This window comes from Streptomyces sp. NPDC037083 (genome assembly GCF_055606485.1).
Window position 1 is genome coordinate 156,132 of sequence record NZ_JBVJSQ010000014.1, and the last position, 20,359, is coordinate 176,490.

A 20,359-nucleotide genomic window follows, 5' to 3' on the forward strand; every position below is an offset into this window, starting at 1 on the left:
ACTGTCAACTACCTCGATCAGCGTAGCTGCAGAGATCGTCTCGGCATGGGGCCAGCCTGAGCGGTGATCATGATGTGGCGAGCGTGATCACGGCTTCGGAGCCCTCCTGAATAGCCGCGTTCATCGGGCTGAGTCCGCGCTGCTTCGCCAAGCTGGTGACCAGACTGCGGCGCGACGGAGCAGATGTGGTTCACCGGGGCCTGCCGTGGAGTCTGTTTGTTGGGGGACCGGGCGCTGCTGGTCACGGCATACTGACGCACCAACCTGACGCTGCGCCATCGTTCCGATATTCGGCGTCTCGAAGTCCAAAGTCGGCCGAGTCATCAACCATCGGGCCCCTGCTCACGCTCCAGTCCCGCAAGCGGTTCGCCAAGGACACCGTGCTCATCGTGGACGGCACTCTGGTCCCCACCCGCGACCACAGCATCGCCGAGCGGTCGAAGAACTACCGATACTCCACCAACGACCAAGTTGTCATAGAGGCTGATTTACCCGCCTGGTGGTCGTGGTCGGCCGACCGCTCGTCGGAAACCGCAACGACTCCAATGGGAGGAGTCCGGCGTCAAGGTCGTCGTCGGCAAGACCCTCACCATCACCGACGGTGGCTACCCGGGACCCGGACTCGTCATTCCGCACTGCCGCCGGCGCGGGCCGGACCGAGCTCCCGGACTGGAAAGAGGAACACAACAAGTCCCACAAGCAGGTCGGTGCCCGCGTCGGGCGCGTATGCGCCCGGATGAAGACCTGGAAGACCCTCCGCGACTGCCGCCTCAAAGGCGTGTTCCGGGCCAGGAGGACGGACAGGGCCACGGTGACCGCGATGATCTTCATTTGCCGTTCCCGGAGGCACGGCGCTCCCCGTGGCCCACTTCGTCACCCACCACGGTGCGCGGATTCTGATCCGTCGCGTTCCGCCGCCACGGCGGCCCGCACCCGCTGCTCCTCGCGAGCAGAGCCGACGTCCCGTTCCAGGGGCGTGCGGCTCACGGCCGTCGTGAGCTCTTCCAAGGCCCGTTTTTGCAGTTCCGCTTCGCGCCGCACGACCGGGCTCCCGTTGTCGGCGGCGGCGTCCTCCCACGCGTGGAGCGCCTCCTCCACGCGTCCCCAGTCCGGATTCCTGTGCTCGCGTACGGCGTCTGCTGCCTTCGAGGTGTCCGTCTCCAGGGCTTTGGCGAATCGCTCGGCCTCGGGGACGAAACGGCTGTCGGCCCGCGGGACGTGGCTCTCCATGAGCATCGCCGCCCGGCCGAGCCCCTTGAGCGCCTCCTGTGCCTCCTGCGCCTCGCGCGACGTCAGACCCCTGGGGCGGACCGGTTCCTGCCTTGCCCGGTCGTATGTCTCCTGCCAGGCGGCACGTGCCTCCCTGCTCTCCAGCAGTGCCCGGCGCATGGCGGCGTGATGCTCTCGGGTCGGTTCGGCGTAGCTGCGGAGCACCGCGGCGGCGTAGCGGCCGTTTGCGGCGAGCCAGTCAGCAAGCCGGCCCGGCAGCCGAGGCGTCTCCCACGCGGGGAACACCACGTAGGCCAGCATTGCCAGGACCCCGCCGAGCAGGGTGAGCACCACGCGCTCCGGGACCGTCTGCTCCCATGCCTGGCCGCCCATGCCGAGCAGGAAGACGACGTATGCGGCAGTGAAGCACTGGGAGTAGGCGTAGCCGGTACGGATCAGCGTGTACGACAGGCCTGCCGAGACCACCGTCAGCGCGCCGAACACATGGGCGTCCGGGCCCAGGGCCCGCGCCACCCCGCTGGCGAGGGCGACCCCCGCCAGGGTCCCGGCGAGACGGGCCACCGCACGCGCGTACGTCTGGTGGAAGTCCGGCCGCATCACCATCACCGAGGCGATGGGCGCCCAGTAGCCATGGCCCAGGGGGAGCCGGGCGGCGATCAGATAGCCGAGCGTGGCCACCGCCGCCAGGCGGACGGCGTGCCGGAACACGGGCGAGTCCCGCCGGAGCTCACGGCGGACCGCTCGGACGACGACCGGGACCAGCCGGAGCATGGTCGGGCGCACCAGGAACTGGGCGCCCGCGGAGCCGGGCGGGGTGGGCGTTCTCCCGCGCACGCCGCCGCAGCCGGCGATCTCCAACGCCTCGCCGAGCAGTTCCACGAGCCGCTCGGCGGCCTGCCGCGCGGGGCCCTCCAGCACCTCGTGCTCCTCGTCGACGTGCAGGACGTCTGTGCTCTCGGGCCGCACCTCGGCGGGAGTGCCGCGGCGGATAGAGCGGGCGGCCGCGTCCAGGACGTCGGCGGCCGCGTCGAGCAACTCCCGTGCGCGGTCACGCCCGGGTCCATCCGCTGGGGCGCCGACGTCGGGGTCGGCGAGCGCGGCGATGACCGGCCGAATGCGCTCGGCGAGTCCCCGGGGGCCGTGGAGGACGGAGGGGCGGGTGCGGGCCTGTGACGGCGTCACGGCGGCCGCGTCCCGGGCCGTCATCAACGGCTCCGGGTCGAACGGGGCGGTCGGGTCGTGCCGCAGCCGGCGGGCGTAGTCCGCCACGGCAGCCAGGGCGTCGGCGAGCGCGTCACGATGCGCTCCCCAACGCCGGATCGGGAACAGCAGAATCAGCACGGCCTGCGTCACGCCCCCGAGCGCGATGACCCCGGCGTGCTCCAGGGCTCGCCCGACACTTGTGGGCAGGGTGACGGTCACCAGCATGCTGCCGACCGTGGTCGCTGCGACGACCCCGGCGGTCGATCCGACGGCCCACGCCATTCCTGCGGCGAAGGCCCATACGGCCAGCAGCGGAAGGAACGTCACGAGTCGCCCCGCCGCCAGATAGCCCACGAAGGTGCTGAGCGCCAGACCGGCGCCCGCGCCGAGCGCGATCACCTTGCGTGGACGCCAGGTGCGCTGGAAGGTGGCTCCACCCGCGGAGTAGGCGCCGAGGGCGGCGGACGCGGCATACGCGGGGGAGACCAGCCACAGCGCCAGCCCGATGACGATCGCCACCCCGGCGGCCGTGCGCAGCGCGAGCAGGGGCTCCAGCCGCGTCTCCTCGATCGTGAGCCCGGATCGCACGACCTCCCCGAAGGCCCGCAGCCACGTCACGGGTGTCCGCCTGGCCGGAACGTCCTGCCGGGTCGCGTCGGCCTGGTTGTGGTGCGGCAGCCGTTGGGCAAGGAAGCCTCCCACACGGCCCGCGAGCTGGCTGGCGGCCGCAGCCGCTGGACGGGGTGCCGCCACGGCGGACACTGCTGAGCGTCCGCCGTCCGTCCTCCGGGCCGGAGCGCGGGCAAGCGCAATTGGTTCAGGTCCGACCGGAGCGCGGGCGATTGCCCTCAGCCCCGGCCGGAGGATGGGCAGATCGCCGCCCGTTCCCCGGACCCGTCCGGGGGACGGGCGGCGGCCCCGGCTCTCCTACCGCTTGTGGCCGTTCCCGTGTCCGTTGGGATGCAGGACCACCTTGGTCCAGCCCTCGTCACGGGCGTCGAAGTGCTCGTAGGCGGTGGGGGCCTCGTCCAGGCTGAGTTCGTGGGAGACGACGAAGCTCGGCTTTGCCTTCTCACCGGCGATCAGATCCCGAAGCGCCCGGTTGTACCTCTTCACCGGCGCCTGCCCCGTGCCCATGCGCTGGCCCTTGAACCACATCATGCCGAAGTCGATCGGGACCTTGCCCTGTGCCTCCAGCTCGCCCTGGGCCTCCTCGCCGCCGGGGTCCTGGGGCAGGAACACGCCCACCACGCCGATGCCGCCCGTGAACCTGACCGAGTCGATCAGCCCGTTGAGCGTGAGGCTGGCGTCCTCGTGTCCCTCGGGATCGTGTGCCTGGTAACCGACGCACTCACAGCCGTTGTCGGCGCCCAGACCGAGGGTGGCCTCCTTGACGACCTCCGCCGGGTTCTGCTCGGCGGTGTTGATCGGGATGGCCCCGATCTCCTCCGCCTTGCGCAGCCGGTCGGGCTGGTGGTCCGCCACCCAGACGCGCCCGGCGCCCTTGAGGAGGGCGGAGTAGGTCGCCATCAGCCCGACGGGGCCGGCCCCGAAGACGATCGTCTGGTCACCCGGTTTGACGTGGGCCATCTCGGTGGCGTGATAGCCGGTGGGGAAGATGTCGGCGAGCATCACGTAGTCGGTCTGACGCTCGGCGGCGTCCTCACCCAGACGCAGCGCGTTGAAGTCGCCGTAGGGCACGCGCAGCAGTTCCGCCTGGCCGCCCTGGTAGGGGCCCATGTCGGCGAATCCGTAGGCGGCTCCGGCAAGGGCCGGTTCCGGCTGCATGGTCAGGCAGTAGTTGGTCAGACCCTGCTCGCACTGCTTGCAGAAGCCGCAGGCGATGTTGAAGGGCAGGACTACATACTCGCCGACCTGGACCTTGCGGACGGCCGAGCCGACCTCTACGACCTGGCCCATGTTCTCGTGTCCCAGAGTGCGGCCGGACTCGAACGAGGTGCGGCCCTCGTACATGTGCAGGTCCGAACCGCAGATGTTGGTAGTGGTGATCCTGACGATGATGTCGCAGGGGTGTTCGATCTTCGCGTCCGGTACGTCCTTCACTGTGACCGTTCGCGGGCCTTCATATACCGCGGCTTTCATGATCGCTCCTTCGGTGCCGCAGCATGACCGCAGCACGGGTGCGATGGAGACGGCGTACAGAACCTGACTCCCGTGCGTTGGTGCGACGGGGTCCGTGGCTCGGGCAAGCCTCTGTGGGCCGTTCACCCGGTTCAGGCGGAACGGTGGCACCGCCGTTGGCTTGCCAGGCGAAGCTTCGGCGCTCCGGCGGCGTGCCGTCCGGGTCCCCGTCGGCTCCAGACGCGAAACAACCACGCACCGATCGATCAGCGGATTCTTCGTACACGGATGACCGGCAATCATCACCAGGCACCGACGGATCTCCGACTCAAGTCGCCGACTGGTCACCGTCGTCGTCCTGGAGCATGTGGCGGCGTTCCTGTTCGCGCTTGGAGTAGGCGGCTGCCCGGATCGCCTCGTCGCTCTCCAAGCCTGATCCCAGCGCGCCGCCCACCGTCGCTACTGAAGCGACGAACCAGGACAACGTCCAGTATTCCGCGGCGTGGAGCGGGGTTCCTGTCGTGGAGGCGAACACTTGGCCGTTGAGGATGAACAGGGCCCACACCAAGTTGATGATGATCAAACCCACGTAGCAGACGAGCACCCCGATACCCACCGTCATGACCGTCGAGGCGTTGTAGAGCCTCGCCCTTTGCTTCGCCTCGGGCGAGTGCTCTGCAGTTCGATGCCACAGCTGCGCGTCCACGATCAGCCAACCGATCATGAGCACGACAGACCCGACCGTGGCGATCACGAGGCGCGGCGCGCTCAAGGACTCGGCCAGGCTCCAGATGGTGGAGTTCACGGTGGCGACTGCTCCCGTGGCGAGTGCGGCAGCCAGGGCTTTCGACAAGCCCGGCACCAAGCGCCACGGCCGGTTGGCGCGGACCATACCGAGGAGCACCCTCACGTAACCGCGCGGCCCGCTGACGACGTACCGAAGATCAGCGGTCTCCTCCTCACCGACCTGGCCCGGGTGAATAGGCGCGAAACGACTGACGAAGGGAGCCAGCGACGGCTGACTCTGCGGAGGTCCCTCCACCTCGCTGGCCCGCGGACCCGCCAGACTGAGCACGGCTTCTTCTACGGCCCGCCGGGCCCTCGTCTGCAGCCGCAAGCCCCCCAGGGTAGGAAGAGACAGCAGTGCCAAGCTGTGTTCGTGACTCAGATCCACCACGAGCCTGAGCCCGTGTGAGTGCAGCGGAAGGTCGGTGAGGGCCACGACGATGTCCCAACTCTCCGACCTTCCGCGGTCCATGATCCGGCGCATCAAGGTGGGCAGGTTCTCGGTCCCCGCAGTGAAGGGCTCACTGACCACCTCGACGTCGAACCGTCGTCCCTGGCCTGACCTGTCGGCGAGCCGAGCAGGAAGTATCCGGGCCATGCGCTGCGCGATCTCCGTGGGCGCGTCCGGATCCGCCAGGAGAGCCACGACCGTAACGCCCTGAGACGACACCCGCATGACTGCCTCCTCGTCGGCTGCCCCCGCGCTCGCACGTGCCCACAGGATGCCCCCGAGGGAACGCCGACGCCGCGTGACACGCTGGCCCCCGCCAGCAGGTGCAGGCGGTACGGGCAGATCTCCTCGTCCTCCCCGTGCAGGGCCTGCTTGACGAGAACCACGGGAAGGGTGGTCTCCATCAGCAACGCCACCTTGTCGGCATCCGCCGACAGCGGAGTGTGCGCCGCTCAAGGCCGTGCATCGAAAAGGGATCCGGGATACTCCCGACGCTCGCGTGAGCGGCGCCCGGTGACGGCGCCTGTCGCGCGGTTCCCGGCGCGATCAGGTAATCAGGAACGGTGGACAAGGACGCGACCGACGCCTTCGTGCATGTCCGGGGCGCCAGTGAGAACAACCTGCGGAACATCGATGTCGACGTTCCGCGGGACGCGATGGTCGCCTTCACCGGCGTCTCCGGTTCGGGCAAGTCCTCGCTCGCGTTCGGCACGCTCTACGCGGAGGCCCAGCGGCGCTACTTCGAGTCCGTGGCACCGTACGCCCGAAGGCTGTTGCAACAGGTCGGCGCACCGCACGTACAGGAAATCACCGGACTGCCACCGGCCGTGGCCCTGCAGCAGCGACGCGGGTCGCCCAGCTCACGCTCGACGGTCGGCACCATCACGACGCTGTCCAATCTGCTGCGCATGCTGTACTCCCGCGCCGGCACCTATCCGCCCCGGGCCGCACGGCTGGAGGCCGAGTCGTTCTCACCCAACACCGCGGCCGGCGCCTGCCCGGAGTGCCACGGACTGGGCGTCGTGCACGACGTCGCCGAGGACCTGCTCGTCCCGGACCCCTCGCTGAGCATTCGCGAGGGGGCGATCGCCGCCTGGCCGGGCGCCTGGCAGGGCGCCAACCTGCGCAGTGTCGTGAACGGCCTGGGGATCGACATCGACCGACCGTGGCGCAGGCTCAGGAAGAAGGACCGGGACTGGCTGCTGTACACGGACGAGCAGCCCTCCGTGTACATCGAGCCGGAGGAGGACCGCGTCGACTACGGCTACCAGGGCAAGTTCTGGAGCGCCCGCCAGCACGTCATGCACGTCCTCGCCGACTCCAAGAGCGAGAAGATGCGCGAACGGGCGCTCCGGTTCGTCAGGAGTGTGCCCTGCCCCGAGTGTCACGGCAGCGGACTGCGGCCCGAGGCGCTCGCCGTGACCTTCGCCGGACGTTCCATCGCCGAGATCAACGCGATGCCGCTCGCCGAGGTCGTGGCGCTGCTGCGGCCCGTCGCGGCGCGGTCCGAGGCCGGCGCCACCACGTCGACCGCCCGATCCGGGGAGACGACCGAGGTCGCTGTCCGGATCTGCGGCGATCTGGTCGCGCGGGTCGACGTACTGCTCGACCTGGGCCTCGGGTATCTCAGCCTCGGGCGCCGCTCGACGACCCTGTCGCCCGGCGAGGCGCAGCGCCTGCGGATCGCCACCCAGCTGCGCTCGGGGCTGTTCGGCGTCGTCTACGTCCTCGACGAACCCTCCGCGGGCCTGCACCCGGCTGACGCGGAACCGCTGCTGGACGTGCTGGACCGCCTCAAGGCGGCGGGCAACTCGCTGTTCGTCGTGGAGCACGACATGGACGTCGTACGGCGGGCGGACTGGGTGGTCGACATCGGCCCCGGCGCGGGCGAGGGCGGCGGACGCGTGCTGTACAGCGGTCCGGTCGCCGGTCTTGAGCGGGTCGGGGAGTCGGCCACGAGCCAGTACCTGTTCGGGCGTGCCCAGCCGCTCGATCACCGCCCGCGCACCCCGCACGGCTGGCTGCACCTGAGCGGCGTCTCCCGCCACAATCTGCACGACGTGTCCGTCGACGTACCGCTGTGTGTACTGACGGCGGTGACGGGCGTGTCCGGTTCCGGGAAGTCGACGCTGGTGACGCAGGTGCTCGCCGAGGTCGTCCGCGGCCACCTCGGACTCGCACCCGAGGAACCCGATGAGGCGCAACTGGAGGTCGACGTCCAGGACGCATCGGGGGTCGAGTCGTTCGACCGGCTCGTCCGGGTCGACCAACGGCCCATCGGCCGGACTCCCCGGTCCAACCTGGCCACGTACACGGGGATGTTCGACGCGGTGCGCAGGCTGTACGCGGCGACGGACGAGGCCGGGGCGCGCGGCTACTCGGCCGGGCGGTTCTCCTTCAACGTGCCCGAAGGGCGGTGCGAGACCTGCCAGGGCGAAGGATTCGTCGCGGTGGAACTGCTGTTCCTGCCCGGCACCTACGCGCCGTGCCCGACCTGCGAGGGCGCCCGGTACAACGTCGAGACGCTGGAAGTCACCTACCGCGGCAAGAACATCGCGGAGGTGCTGGGCCTGTCCGTCGACGCCGCCGCCGAGTTCCTGTCCGCCGTCCCGGCCGCCTCCCGCAGTCTGGAGACGTTGCGCGAGGTGGGACTGGGGTACCTGCGGCTGGGGCAGCCCGCGACGGAACTCAGCGGCGGTGAGGCGCAACGCATCAAACTGGCCACCGAACTGCAGCGAGCCCGCCGCGGGCACGCGCTCTACCTGCTCGACGAGCCGACGGCGGGGCTGCACCCCTCGGACATCGCGCTGCTGCTGCGACAGCTGCACCGGCTCGTCGACGCCGGCAACACGGTCGTCCTCGTCGAGCACGACCTGGACACGATCGCCACCGCCGACTGGGTCATCGACCTCGGGCCGGGCGGCGGCGACGCGGGCGGGCGCGTGGTCGCCGCGGGCCCGCCGGCCAAGGTGGCGAGGGCCCGCCGCAGCGCCACCGCGCCCTATCTCGCGGCCCGGCTCGCGCGCTCCTGACCACCGCGCGGGGGCTCGCCCGCGCATCCCTGGCATTCTTCGGCAACAGCGGCTTCAGCACCGCCCACTGCTCGTCCGTGAGGTTTCCCCGCCCCGTGAACCGTGATCATTCACAGCCCGAGATCCCATTCCGGGCCGCCGGGTCAGCCGGGCATGGGATGGTGCGCCCCGGCGAACTGTTCCACGACGGCAGCGCAGAAGGCCGGCAGGTCGGCCGGGCCGCGGCTGGTGACCAGTGGCCCGTCGACGACCACCTCCTGGTCGGCGACGCCCTCCGCGCCGGCGTTGCGCAGGTCGGTGCGGATGCTGGGCCACGACGTCGGACGGCGGCCGCGCACGGCGTCGGCTTCCGCCAGGGTCCACGGGCCGTGGCAGATCGATGCGACCGGTTTCCCGCCGGCCATGAAGTCCTTGACGAACTGCACCGCGTCGCGGTCCGTGCGCAGCTGGTCAGGGTTCATGGTGCCGCCGGGCAGCAGCAGGGCGTGGTAGTCGTCGACGGAGGCGTCGGCGACCAGGCGGTCCACGGGGAAGGTTCCGGCCGCGTGAGGTCGAATTGGCGGGCCTGGATCTCGCCGGGGTGGAGCGAGACGATCTCGGTCTTCGTCCCTGCGCCCTGCAGCGCACCGCGCGGCTGGTCGAGTTCCACGCGCTCGACGCCGTCGGTGGCCAGAATTGCCACCCGCATCCCCCGGAGTTCCTGTGTCATGGTCGGTTCCCTTCGCGAGTCGCTGGTGGTACGACGCGAGCGGCAGGGACACCCGGCAGGGCCGGTCCGGATCCCTTTTCCCGGACCGGGGAGCGGTTCGGCGCCACGCACCGGGGCGCGACTGCTACAGCAGCCGGTCGAACACCGCGGTCACGCCCTCCCAGTGACTCGTCTGCGGGTTCTTGACATCCGGATACATGATTTTGAACGTCTCGGCGAGGGCGACGCTGAGACCGCCGATGATCTCGGGGTAGCGCTCTTCGGCCTCCTGGGTGGGTGTCCTGTCGAGGGGAGGGTGCGTGGCGAGCTGTTCCAGGATCGGCTTCAGCTCGACCTCCTCGTCGAGCCGCCGGAACCGGTGGATGCTCTCCTGGAGGCCCTTGGTGATCGGTAGGTCCCACGGTTCGACGGTATCCCTGCCGTTGGCCTTGGCCGACGCCTGGCCGACGACCAGGAGGTCGTAGAGCTTGGCGTCGACGAAGTCGCCGTACCGCTTCAGGTCGTTCTTGTCCACGTCGAGGCTTGCGGCGGCGCGGAAGAACCTCTCGAACTTCGACACACCCATCACGGTCATGCCTCTCGCCTCCTTACCGGGAAGGGACTGCGGCGTTCGCTCCCGCCCGCGCCGAGGTCGGCTGTTACCCGGTCGAGGTTCGCAGAGCCCCCTGCTGAGCGCCTCCGCACCCCAGGCCGAAAAAGGGCGCTCCTTCTTCCCTTGGCAGAGCAGCATGAAGTGCGCAGGCATCCCTCGGCCGGCCGTCGGCAGGAGGCTGCACGGCGTGGCAACGCCGCAAGAGCGACGAGCGGGGACGCGCCATCCTGTCAACGCCGTCAGAGCACATCCAGGGGCGCGGGCCCGCTGGGCGGCGGGAACGCCTTGTCGAGGGCGTCGAGCGCCACGGTGGGAAGGTGGAGGTCCACCGCGCCGCGGTTCTCCCGAACGTGGTCGGGTGATCCGGAACGCGGGATCGCGGCCACCCCCTGTTCCAGCGCCCAGGCGAGCGCCACCTGGGCCGGCGTGGCTCCGAGGGCCCGGGCCACGGCAGCCAAAGCCTCGCCCTTCAGCAGCCGCCCCTGCTCGATCGGGGAGTACGCCATGACCGTCACCCCGGCCCCGCGGCACCAGGGGAGCAGATCCCACTCGATGCCGCGCCGGGAGAGGTTGTACAGCACCTGGTCGAGCGATGACCGCCGCGAACGGGCACAACGACGCTCGACCGGATCGCCGTCGGCCGTCCGGCATCCGCAGGGGTGGGCAGTTGCTCCTCCGCCCGCCCACCCGCTGCAGCGCTGTATGCAGCAGGGCAGCCCGCCCGACTGCTGCTGACGCCACTCGCACTCGAGTTCCGGCGAGGTATCAGCCGGGTCCGCCCAGCATGATCTTCCACACTCGGGTCGCCACTTGGAGGTTGAGCCGGTCCTCGACGTTCGCGAGGTCGTTGCCGCTGATGTCGCGGATGCGCTGGAGCCGATAGCGCAGCGTGCTGCGGTGGATCGCGAGGGATTCGGCGGTGTCGTCGTAGTTGCCGCCGCAGTCGAAGTACCGGGACAGGGTCTCCACCATGGCCGCCTGGTGCATGGAGTCGTAGTCGATGAGCTGCCCGAGCCACTCGTGGACGAACGTCTCCAGCTCCCGGTAGTCGTGGCCAGGTCCCAGGATGCGGTAGAGGCCGAGGTCGTCGAAGAACGTCGTGCCGTATCGCTCGCGGGAGTGGCGGCGCACTTCCAGGGCGCGCTGCGCCTCCTGGTAGCGGTGGGGAATGTCGTCCGGGGAGTCGGAAGGAGCGCTCACCCCGATCGTCCCGGACCGTGTCCCGGTCTCCAGGGCGAGGGCCTCGTACAGCGCGCGGGTGTGCGGCCTGTCGTCGGCGACCAGGACCACGTGGTCGGCACGCCGGGTCAGCAGCGAGCGCATGCCCACGGCAGAGGCCGCCCGGCCCACGGTCTGGGCGAAGGAATCGTCCGCAGTCCGGTTCGACCACTGCACCACGACGACGTAGTGGCTGCGGTGCAGGTCGTACCCGACTGCCTCGGACCGGGCGTAGGCGCTCGCCTCGTCCGTCCCTGCCAGGAGGTCGTCGACCAGCTCGCGGTGCAGCCTCAGCTCCACTTCGGCCAGATTGCGCAGGTGCGCCAGCTGCAGGGCGAGTGACGTGGCGGCGTGTTCCAGCGCGAGCACGGTGTGCTCGTCGGCCTCGTCCCGGGCATCGACCAGGGCCAGCACGCCCAGGATCTCGCCGTGCGGGCGGACCAGGGTGATCAGCCGATCCTTTATCCGCACCGGCCCGACCTCCCGGGCGACGGCGTGCAACATCTCGTCCTGGCGTACGGGGTCCGGTTCCGGATAGGGGTCGGGGCGGCCGGGGCCGGTCCAGGACCTCAGCCGACCGAAGCGGTCCTCGACCAGCGCGGGGAGCCCGGTGAGCCCGTGCAGTGCGCGGGTGATGGCTTCCTCGCCGCCGCCCGAGGCAGCGGCGTCGGCCATGAGCGCGTGAACGGCCCGCTGGTAGCCCCGCTCAGCCACGACGGAGATCAGCTGTCCCTGGAGGGCTGTGCGTTCGTCCCTCAGCCGGTGCAGTTCCAGCGTGTCCTCGCGTCGGCGGCGGTGTGCGAAGGCGACTGACAGTGCAGCGGCGGTGTGCTGGATGACCGTGGCGAGCAGGGATCGCTCGGCCGCGGTGGGCCGGGAGCGGGACGTCACCACGAGATAGCCGTGGAGTCCCTCAAGTCCGCGTAGCCCCAGGGCCCGGCCCCAGGGCCTGCCGGGTACGGTCACAGGGCCGTCCTGCCCGGCCAGCTCCCGCACCCTCCGGCCCACGGCCGAGGCATGGGTCTGCCCGTTCCTCGGGCTGGGGACCAGGTCGCCGCCCACCATGAGGTATCCGGCCTCGGCGCTGTATGGCCCCGCGGCGGCTATGTGGTTCATGGCCAGGCGCAGGATCTCGCTTTCGTCCGGGGTGTCGAACAGGGCGCGGGAGAGAACCGTCAGGTCGTGCAGGGCATGGTCGGCCGGCGTGGGAGCGGGTGGGCGGGGCCCTCCCCGCGCGGCCGTGGGGTGCCGCCCGCCGCTGCCCCGCGGGAGGCTGCCCTCCCGGTCGGAGCGGCGGCGGTACAGGCGGTACAGGCGGTACAGGTCGTGCGCCCGGCTGCCGGCCATGGGATCACTCCGTTCTCCCTTGCCTGTAGGGAGGCGAGTGGTGCTCCGAGTACCCGTCGGCGGGCCGGCTCATCCGAGACGTTCGGATTTCCTTTCGTACTAGTGGGGCGACCGGACCGGTGCATTTCTGCCTCGCCAGGCGCAGGCGTGGAGCCACTCGGCTCGCCACCCTGGGGAGCGTTCGAGAACCTCCGTGCGCACCGGCAGGAAGGGCGGGGCGATGACAGAGCAGCATCGCAGGCCGGTTGCCTCGTACGAGACGTACCGGGAAGCCGAACGCGCCGTCGACCACCTCCCTGACCACGAGTTTCCCGTGGAGAGGGTGGCGATCACCGGCCAGGACCTGCGCCTGGTCGAGCAGGTGACCGGCCGGATGGACTACGGCAGGGCCGCTTTTCACGGAGCGGCGAGCGGTGCGCTCCCCGGTGCCCTCATCGGCTGGCTGTCCGGCCTTGTGAACTGGCTCGACCCTGTCGTCTCCGCCCTGCTCCTCGCCCTGTGCGGGCTGATCTTCGGAGCGATCGTCGGCGCGCTGTTCGGCATGCTGCTGCACACCCTGCAGGGGGGTCGCCGGGATTTCGCATCGATCCGCTCGATGCAGCCGAGCCGGTACGAGGCCGTCGTGGACGAGGAGGTCGCCGACGAGGCTGTGCGGCTGATCGGCGGGCTGCAGACCGCCGGCGGAGGTCTCACCCGTACCTGAACGAACGTGATCCGGAGAGTCGGCGCAGGCGCCGTACCGGGAGGAGTTCCCCATGGCCAAGGCAGTGGGCATCGACCTGGGCACCACCAACTCGGTGATCGCCGTGTGGGAGGGCGGCGAGCCGTCCGTCGTGCCCAACAGCGAGGGCAACCGCACGACACCGTCCGTGGTGGCCTTCACGGACACCGGGGAACGTCTGGTGGGCCAGCTGGCCCGCCGCCAGGCGATTCTCAACCCCAAGGGCACCATCTACTCGGCCAAGCGGTTCATCGGCCGGCACTTCGACGAGATCTCCGAAGAGGCCAGGGCGGTGGCGTACGACGTCGTCGAGGGCGACGGCGGGGCCGCCCGCTTCAAGGTGCGCGACAAGCTGTACGCGCCTGAGGAGATCAGCGCACAGGTGCTGCGCAAACTCGCCGACGACGCCTCCAAGCAGCTGGGGGAGCGGGTCACGGAGGCGGTCATCACGGTGCCCGCCTACTTCAACGACGCTCAGCGCACCGCCACCAAGGACGCCGGACGGATCGCGGGACTGGAGGTGCTGCGGATCATCAACGAGCCGACGGCGGCCGCCCTCGCGTACGGCATGGACAAGAAGGAGCACGAGACCGTCCTCGTCTTCGACCTGGGCGGCGGCACCTTCGACGTGAGCATCCTCGACGTCGGCGACGGCGTGGTGGAGGTGCGCTCCACCGCCGGTGACAGCCACCTGGGCGGCGACGACTTCGACCGGCGTCTGGTGGATCACCTCGCGGACGACTTCCAGAAGGAGAACGGCATCGACCTGCGCAAGGACCCGCAGGCGCTGCAACGACTGTTCGAGGCGGCGGAGAAGGCCAAGACCGAGCTCAGTTCGGTGACGCAGACGCAGGTCAGCCTGCCGTTCATCACCGCCGACGCCGCGGGCCCCAAGCACCTCACCGACTCGATCATGCGGTCCACGTTCGAGCAGATCACCGGCGACCTGGTGGAGCGCTGCCTGGGACCGGTGCAGCAGGCGATGGCCGACGCCAAGGTCGGCGACAGCGACATCGACGAGGTCATCCTCGTCGGCGGTTCCACCCGCATCCCCGCCGTCCAGACCCTGGTCCGCCGGCTGACCGGCGGCAAGGAACCCAACATGAGCGTCAACCCCGACGAGGTCGTGGCCCTGGGCGCCGCGATCCAGGCCGGGGTGCTCAAGGGCGAGGTCAAGGACGTCCTGCTGCTCGACGTCACCCCCCTGTCGCTGGGCGTGGAGACGCGCGGTGGAGTGATGACGAAGATCATCGAGCGGAACACCACCATCCCGGTGCGCCGCAGCGAGACCTTCTCCACCGCCGAGGACAACCAGCCGGCCGTCGATGTGGTGGTCCTCCAGGGCGAGCGCGAGCGGGCCGCCGACAACCGGGTACTGGGCCGGTTCCAGCTCACCGACATCCGGCCGGCGCCGCGGGGCGAACCGCAGATCGAGGTCACCTTCGACATCGACGCCAACGGCATCCTCAACGTCAAGGCCCGCGACCGGGACACCGGCAAGGAACAGGGCATCACCATCAGCGAGAGTTCCAACCTGGACCGCAGTGAGGTCGAACGCATGGTCCAGGAGGCCGAGAGCAACCGGGGCCAGGACCAGGCACTCCGCGAGGCCGTCGACGCCCGCAACGAACTCGACGCCGTCGCGTACCAGGTCGAGAAGCGTCTCGCCGAACTGGGCGACGCAGCGCCCGCGCATGAGAAGGCACGCGCCGAGATGCTCGTGTCCGACGCCCGGGCGGCGGTCAAGGAAGAGGCGGGCGTGGAGCGCGTGCGGCCCCTGACCTCCGAGCTCCAGCAGGTGCTCGCCGGGCTGACGGCTCATCAGGACGCCGGTGCCACGGGCGGCGGTCCCGGCCAGGACGCCGCCGCCGGCGGTCCCACGAGTGGCGGTGGGGACGACGATGTCATCGACGCCGAGTTCGACAAGGGCTGAGGCGCGCCATGCCCACCCACCCCCAGGAACCCGACCGGGCCGCGTCGGATCCGGCCGTACCGGTCCCGGAAGGCACCGGACGCCCTCCTCGCGGGGATCTGCCCGAACCGGTCTCGCCCCGGTCCGAAGCGGCGAACGGCGAGCCGGGACCCGACGCCGCCGGTCCCGCGCGTGCCGAGGACGAGTACACGACGGCGATCCAGGAACTGGAGGACCGCTGGCGGCGCGCGCTCGCCGACCTCGACAACCTTCGCAAGCGTCACGCCAGGGAACTGGAGCGCGAACGGGGGGTCGAGCGGTCCCGCACGGCGGCCGCCTTCCTGCCCGTCCTCGACAACCTCGAACTCGCCCTGACCCACGCCGGCGCCGATCCGGGCGCGATCGTGGAGGGCGTCCGGGCCGTACGCGACCAGGCGGTGAACGTCCTCGAGCTGCTCGGGTACCCGCGGCACGCGGAGACCGGCGTCGCCTTCGACCCGGCCCTGCACGAGGTGGTCGGCGTCGTCCAGGACCCCGACGTCCCACCGGGCACGGTCGTCGACGTGCTGCGCCCCGGCTACGGGGACGGCGAACGGCAGCTCAGGCCCGCCGCCGTGACGGTCGCGAAGCGGGAGTGACCGGTCATGGCACGGGACTTCTACGAGGTGCTCGGCGTGTCGCGGACCGCGAGCCAGGACGAGATCCAGCAGGCATATCGCAAACTCGCCCGCAAGCACCACCCCGACGTCAACAAGGATCCCGGGGCGGAAGAGCGTTTCAAGGACCTCAACGAGGCATACAGCGTCCTGTCCGATCCCAAGACCCGGGCCCGCTACGACCGCTTCGGCGAGGATTTCCGCAAGATCCCGGAGGACTTCGACGAACGGGTCGCGGCGGGAGCGGGCGGCGGCTTCCGCGGTCGGAGGACCGCAGGCGGCGGCCCTCGTGCCCGGTACGCCACCGGCTTCGGCGACGACTACGGCGCGGAGGGCATCGACATCGAGGACCTGCTCGGCTCCATGTTCGGAGCCGGCGCCGCCCGGGGCGGCGTCCCCGGAGCGGACCAGGAGGCCGAACTGCCGCTCACCGTCGAGGAGGCGTACCGAGGCGGCCGTCGCACCGTCACGCTCGCCGGTCCCACCGGGCAGCCGCGGCGGTACGAGGTCGACGTGCCGCCGGGCGTCACCGACGGGCAGCGCATCCGGCTGGCGGGTGAGGGCGGCCGGGGCAGTGGCGACGCCGCCGCGGGCGACCTGTACCTGCGGGTGCGTGTCCAGCCCCACCCCCGGTTCCGGCTGGACGGCCGCGACGTGCACGTCCAAGTTCCGGTCACCCCCTGGGAGGCGGCCCTGGGTGCGACCGTGCCGGTGCCCACCCCCGGCGGCGGCACGGCCAAGGTCACGGTGCCCGCGGGCTCGTCCAGCGGCCGGCGACTGCGACTGCGCGGCGAGGGCATGCCGAACCCGCGCGGCGCGAACGGCGACCTGTACGCCGAACTCCGCGTCATGGTGCCGCCCAAGCTCAGCGACCGGGAGCGCGAACTGTTCGAGGAGCTCGCCGCCACTTCCTCGTTCGACCCCAGGAGGACGTGATGAACGACCGACCCGCGGGAGCGGCAGGCAGCGGCCGGGCCGGCGTGGGCGCCCGACCGGTGCGGACGGGCGCCGACCTCACCACCTCGACGGTTGTCCGGTACGCGCTCGTGCCCGTCCCAAGGCTCTCCCTGGCCGCCGTGGCCCGTCGCTCGGGCCTCCACCCCGATCTGATCCGCAGGTTCGTCGCCCTCGGCCTGGTCGACGCCGACCGCGACGCCGCGGGGCGCCTGGTGTTCGACCCCACGGCCCCGGCGGTCCTCGCCCGCATCCAGCGGCTGCGGACCGGACTCTGCCTCAACTACGCATCCATCGGCCTGGTGCTGGACCTGCTCGACCGCATCAGTCTGCTCGAAGCCGCCCTGCGCGGCCGCGGCACGAGGAGTGACACACCCCCATGGACATGAACCGTCTCACCCAGAAGTCCCAGGAAGCCCTCCAGGAGGCACAGACCGAGGCCGTCGGCATGGGGCACACCGAGGTCGACGGGGAGCACCTGCTGCTCGCACTTGTCGATCAGGAGGACGGTCTGATCCCGCGGTTGCTGCAACAGGCCGGCGCCGAGCCGCAGGAACTGCGCGCCGCCGTGGGCGATGAACTCTCCCGCCGCCCGAAAGTCACCGGCCCCGGCGCGGCACCCGGCCAGGTCTTCGTCACCCAGCGCCTCTCCCGCCTGCTCGACGCCGCCGAACGGGAGGCCAAACGCCTCAAGGACGAGTACGTGTCCGTGGAGCACCTCCTGCTCGCGCTGGCCGAGGAGAGCTCTTCGACCGCCGCCGGGCGGCTGCTCAAACAGGCCGGCATCACCCGGGACTCGTTCCTGAGCGCGCTCACCCAGGTCCGCGGCAACCAGCGCGTCACCTCCGCCAACCCCGAAGTGGCCTACGAGGCGCTGGAGAAGTACGGTCGCGACCTGGTTCTCGAGGCTCGGTCCGGGCGGCTGGACCCGGTCATCGGCCGGGACGCGGAGATCCGCCGCGTCACCCAGATCCTCAGCCGCAAGACCAAGAACAACCCGGTCCTCATCGGCGACCCCGGCGTCGGCAAGACCGCCATCGTCGAGGGCCTGGCCCAGCGCATCGTTCGTGGCGACGTCCCCGAGGGCCTGCGTGACAAGACGGTGTTCGCCCTCGACATGGGCTCCCTGGTCGCCGGCGCCAAGTACCGCGGCGAGTTCGAGGAACGCCTCAAGGCCGTGCTCAGCGAGGTCAAGGCCGCCGAGGGACGGATCCTGCTCTTCGTCGACGAGTTGCACACGGTCGTCGGCGCGGGCGCCGCCGAAGGGGCCATGGACGCGGGCAACATGCTCAAGCCGATGCTCGCCCGCGGCGAACTGCACATGATCGGCGCGACCACCCTCGACGAGTACCGCAAGCACATCGAGAAGGACGCCGCCCTCGAACGCCGCTTCCAGCAGGTCCTGGTCGACGAGCCGAGCGTGGAGGACACCATCTCCATCCTGCGCGGACTGCGCGAACGCCTGGAGGTCTTCCACGGCGTGAAGATCCAGGACACCTCGCTGGTCGCGGCAGCGACGCTCTCCCACCGCTACATCACCGACCGTTTCCTGCCCGACAAGGCCATCGACCTCGTCGACGAGGCCTGTGCCCGGCTGCGTACGGAGATCGACTCCATGCCCGCCGAACTCGACGAGATCACCCGCCGGGTGACCCGTCTGGAGATCGAGGACGCGGCCCTGTCCAAGGAGACCGATCCCGCCAGCAAGGCCCGCCTGGGGGAGCTGCGCAGGGAACTGGCCGACCTGCGCGGCGAGGCCGACGCCAAACGCGCCCAGTGGGAGGCCGAACGGCAGGCGATCCGCCGCGTGCAGGAACTGCGCCAGGAACTGGAGCAGGTCCGCCTCGAGGCGGAGGAGGCCGAACGCGCCTACGACCTCAACCGCGCCGCCGAACTCCGCTACGGCCGACTCCAGGACCTGGAGCGCCGACTCGCCGCAGAGGAGGAGCAACTGGCCGCCAAACAAGGGCAGAACCGACTGTTGCGCGAGGTCGTCACCGAGGAGGAGATCGCCGAGATCGTCGCCGCCTGGACCGGCATCCCGGTCGCCCGCCTCCAGGAGGGCGAACGCGAGAAGCTGCTGCGCCTCGACGAGATCCTGCGCGAGCGCGTCATCGGCCAGGACGAAGCCGTCAAACTCGTCACCGACGCCATCATCCGCGCCCGCTCCGGCATCCGCGACCCTCGCCGCCCCATCGGCTCGTTCGTCTTCCTGGGCCCCACCGGCGTCGGGAAGACCGAGCTGGCCAAGACCGTCGCCCGGACTCTGTTCGACTCCGAGGAGAACATGGTCCGCCTCGACATGAGCGAGTACCAGGAGCGGCACACCGTCAGCCGGCTCATGGGCGCACCGCCCGGATACGTCGGTTACGAGGAAGGCGGCCAGCTCACCGAGGCCGTACGCCGCAAGCCGTACTCGGTCGTGCTGTTCGACGAGATCGAGAAGGCGCACACCGATGTCTTCAACACCCTGCTGCAGATCCTCGACGACGGCCGCATCACCGATGCTCAGGGCCGCACCGTCGACTTCCGCAACACCGTGATCATCATGACGTCCAACATCGGTTCCGAGCACCTCCTCGACGGCGCCACCGCCGAAGGCGAGATCAAGCCCGACGCCCGCGCCCTGGTGATGGGCGAGCTGCGCGGGCACTTCCGCCCGGAGTTCCTCAACCGCGTCGACGACATCGTGCTGTTCAAGCCGCTCGGAGAGCGGCAGATCGAGCGGATCGTGGAGCTGCAGTTCGACGAACTGCGACAGCGGCTCGCCGAACGCCGCATCACCGTCGAACTCACCCCCGCTGCCCGGGAAGTGATCGCCCATCAGGGCTACGACCCGGTGTACGGGGCCCGCCCACTGCGCCGCTACATCTCCCACGAGGTCGAGACGCTGGTCGGACGCGCCCTGCTGCGCGGCGACGTCCAGGACGGCGCGACGGTCCGCGTCGACGCCCAGCACGGAGAGCTGGTGGTCACCTACGACCAGCCCGAGGACGTGAAGGGAGCGCGGGCGGCATGAGCACGATGCAGGCGACTACCGTCAGGTGTCCGAACTGCGGGCGCACCAATCGGGTGCCCGTGGCCGCGGAGGGCCGACCCAAGTGCGGCCACTGCAAGCAGCCACTGCCGTGGATGGTGGACGCGGGCGACGACGACTTCACCGAGGTCGCCGAGCGGGCCGACGTCCCCGTCGTGGTCGACCTGTGGGCCACTTGGTGCGGCCCCTGCCGCATGGTCAGCCCCGCGCTGGAGAAGGTCGCCACCGATCTCGCCGGCCGAATCAAACTCGTCAAGGTCGACGTCGACAAGAACCCGCGTCTGTCGCAGCGTTTCGAGGTCCAGGCGGTACCGACACTGCTCGTCCTCGACCAGGGCGAGACGGTCGCCCGCCAGGCGGGGGCGGCGCCAGCTCCCGCTCTGCGCCGGTGGGTGGAACAGTCGATCACGGCCCGGGAAGGGTGATCCG

The 20,359-nt window shown here is 70.5% G+C and carries 13 protein-coding genes and 3 pseudogenes; 9 read left to right on the forward strand and 7 right to left on the reverse strand.

The window, feature by feature from the left end:
* Positions 1-110 precede the first annotated feature (110 nt).
* Positions 111-778, forward strand: a pseudogene (locus tag ACZ7DE_RS32090) (transposase family protein); the annotation flags it as partial.
* A gap of 95 nt (positions 779-873) precedes the next feature.
* On the opposite strand, the gene ACZ7DE_RS32095 reads toward ACZ7DE_RS32090, so the two are convergent.
* From ACZ7DE_RS32095 to ACZ7DE_RS32105, 3 genes are all read right to left on the reverse strand, one after another.
* Positions 874-3,051, reverse strand: coding sequence for an FUSC family protein (locus tag ACZ7DE_RS32095; protein ID WP_470767364.1), 2,178 nt, complete (start codon positions 3,049-3,051; stop codon positions 874-876).
* Between the two features lie 309 nt (positions 3,052-3,360).
* Complete coding sequence (locus ACZ7DE_RS32100) at positions 3,361-4,536, reverse strand: glutathione-independent formaldehyde dehydrogenase (RefSeq protein ID WP_470767366.1); 1,176 nt, start codon at positions 4,534-4,536, stop codon at positions 3,361-3,363.
* Positions 4,537-4,843: 307 nt separating this feature from the next.
* Entirely contained in the window at positions 4,844-5,977 is a 1,134-nt protein-coding gene (locus ACZ7DE_RS32105; protein ID WP_470767368.1) for a hypothetical protein, read from the reverse strand.
* 338 nt (positions 5,978-6,315) lie between these two features.
* Here ACZ7DE_RS32105 and uvrA point away from each other — a divergent pair, with 338 nt between their 5' ends.
* Complete coding sequence (gene uvrA, locus ACZ7DE_RS32110) at positions 6,316-8,784, forward strand: excinuclease ABC subunit UvrA (protein ID WP_470767369.1); 2,469 nt, start codon at positions 6,316-6,318, stop codon at positions 8,782-8,784.
* Positions 8,785-8,927: 143 nt separating this feature from the next.
* Here the strand turns inward: uvrA and ACZ7DE_RS32115 are convergent.
* The 4 genes and pseudogenes from ACZ7DE_RS32115 to ACZ7DE_RS32130 all read right to left on the reverse strand — a co-directional run bounded on the left by ACZ7DE_RS32115 (position 8,928) and on the right by ACZ7DE_RS32130 (position 12,650).
* Positions 8,928-9,493, reverse strand: a pseudogene (locus tag ACZ7DE_RS32115) (type 1 glutamine amidotransferase domain-containing protein).
* Positions 9,494-9,617: 124 nt separating this feature from the next.
* On the reverse strand, positions 9,618-10,067 hold the full coding sequence (locus tag ACZ7DE_RS32120; protein WP_470767371.1) for a DUF1931 family protein: 450 nt from the start codon (positions 10,065-10,067) through the stop codon (positions 9,618-9,620).
* A gap of 257 nt (positions 10,068-10,324) precedes the next feature.
* Positions 10,325-10,678 (reverse strand): annotated as a pseudogene (locus tag ACZ7DE_RS32125) (aldo/keto reductase); the annotation flags it as partial.
* A 172-nt stretch (positions 10,679-10,850) separates the two neighbouring features.
* Positions 10,851-12,650, reverse strand: coding sequence for a PucR family transcriptional regulator (locus ACZ7DE_RS32130; RefSeq protein ID WP_470767373.1), 1,800 nt, complete (start codon positions 12,648-12,650; stop codon positions 10,851-10,853).
* A gap of 220 nt (positions 12,651-12,870) precedes the next feature.
* Between ACZ7DE_RS32130 and ACZ7DE_RS32135 the strand changes: the two genes are divergently transcribed.
* The 7 genes from ACZ7DE_RS32135 to trxA are packed head-to-tail and all read left to right on the forward strand — an operon-like array spanning position 12,871 to position 20,355.
* The gene (locus ACZ7DE_RS32135) at positions 12,871-13,353 is read left to right on the forward strand and encodes a YflT domain-containing protein (protein WP_470767375.1); all 483 of its coding nucleotides are present in this window, start codon (positions 12,871-12,873) and stop codon (positions 13,351-13,353) included.
* A gap of 52 nt (positions 13,354-13,405) precedes the next feature.
* A complete protein-coding gene (gene dnaK, locus ACZ7DE_RS32140) occupies positions 13,406-15,304 on the forward strand; it encodes a molecular chaperone DnaK (protein ID WP_470767377.1) in 1,899 nt (632 codons plus the stop codon).
* A gap of 8 nt (positions 15,305-15,312) precedes the next feature.
* Positions 15,313-15,921, forward strand: a complete 609-nt coding sequence (locus ACZ7DE_RS32145; protein WP_470767379.1) for a nucleotide exchange factor GrpE — start codon at positions 15,313-15,315, stop codon at positions 15,919-15,921.
* Between the two features lie 6 nt (positions 15,922-15,927).
* Entirely contained in the window at positions 15,928-16,875 is a 948-nt protein-coding gene (locus tag ACZ7DE_RS32150) for a DnaJ C-terminal domain-containing protein (protein WP_470767381.1), read from the forward strand.
* Positions 16,875-17,282 carry a chaperone modulator CbpM gene (locus tag ACZ7DE_RS32155; protein ID WP_470767383.1) on the forward strand — a complete coding sequence of 136 codons (408 nt, stop codon included), beginning with the start codon at positions 16,875-16,877 and terminating at the stop codon, positions 17,280-17,282. Before ACZ7DE_RS32150 ends, ACZ7DE_RS32155 begins: the two co-directional genes overlap by 1 nt.
* Positions 17,273-19,912, forward strand: a complete 2,640-nt coding sequence (clpB, locus tag ACZ7DE_RS32160) for an ATP-dependent chaperone ClpB (protein ID WP_470767386.1) — start codon at positions 17,273-17,275, stop codon at positions 19,910-19,912. Before ACZ7DE_RS32155 ends, clpB begins: the two co-directional genes overlap by 10 nt.
* Complete coding sequence (gene trxA / locus ACZ7DE_RS32165) at positions 19,909-20,355, forward strand: thioredoxin (RefSeq protein WP_470767388.1); 447 nt, start codon at positions 19,909-19,911, stop codon at positions 20,353-20,355. Before clpB ends, trxA begins: the two co-directional genes overlap by 4 nt.
* The last annotated feature ends 4 nt before the right edge of the window (positions 20,356-20,359 follow it).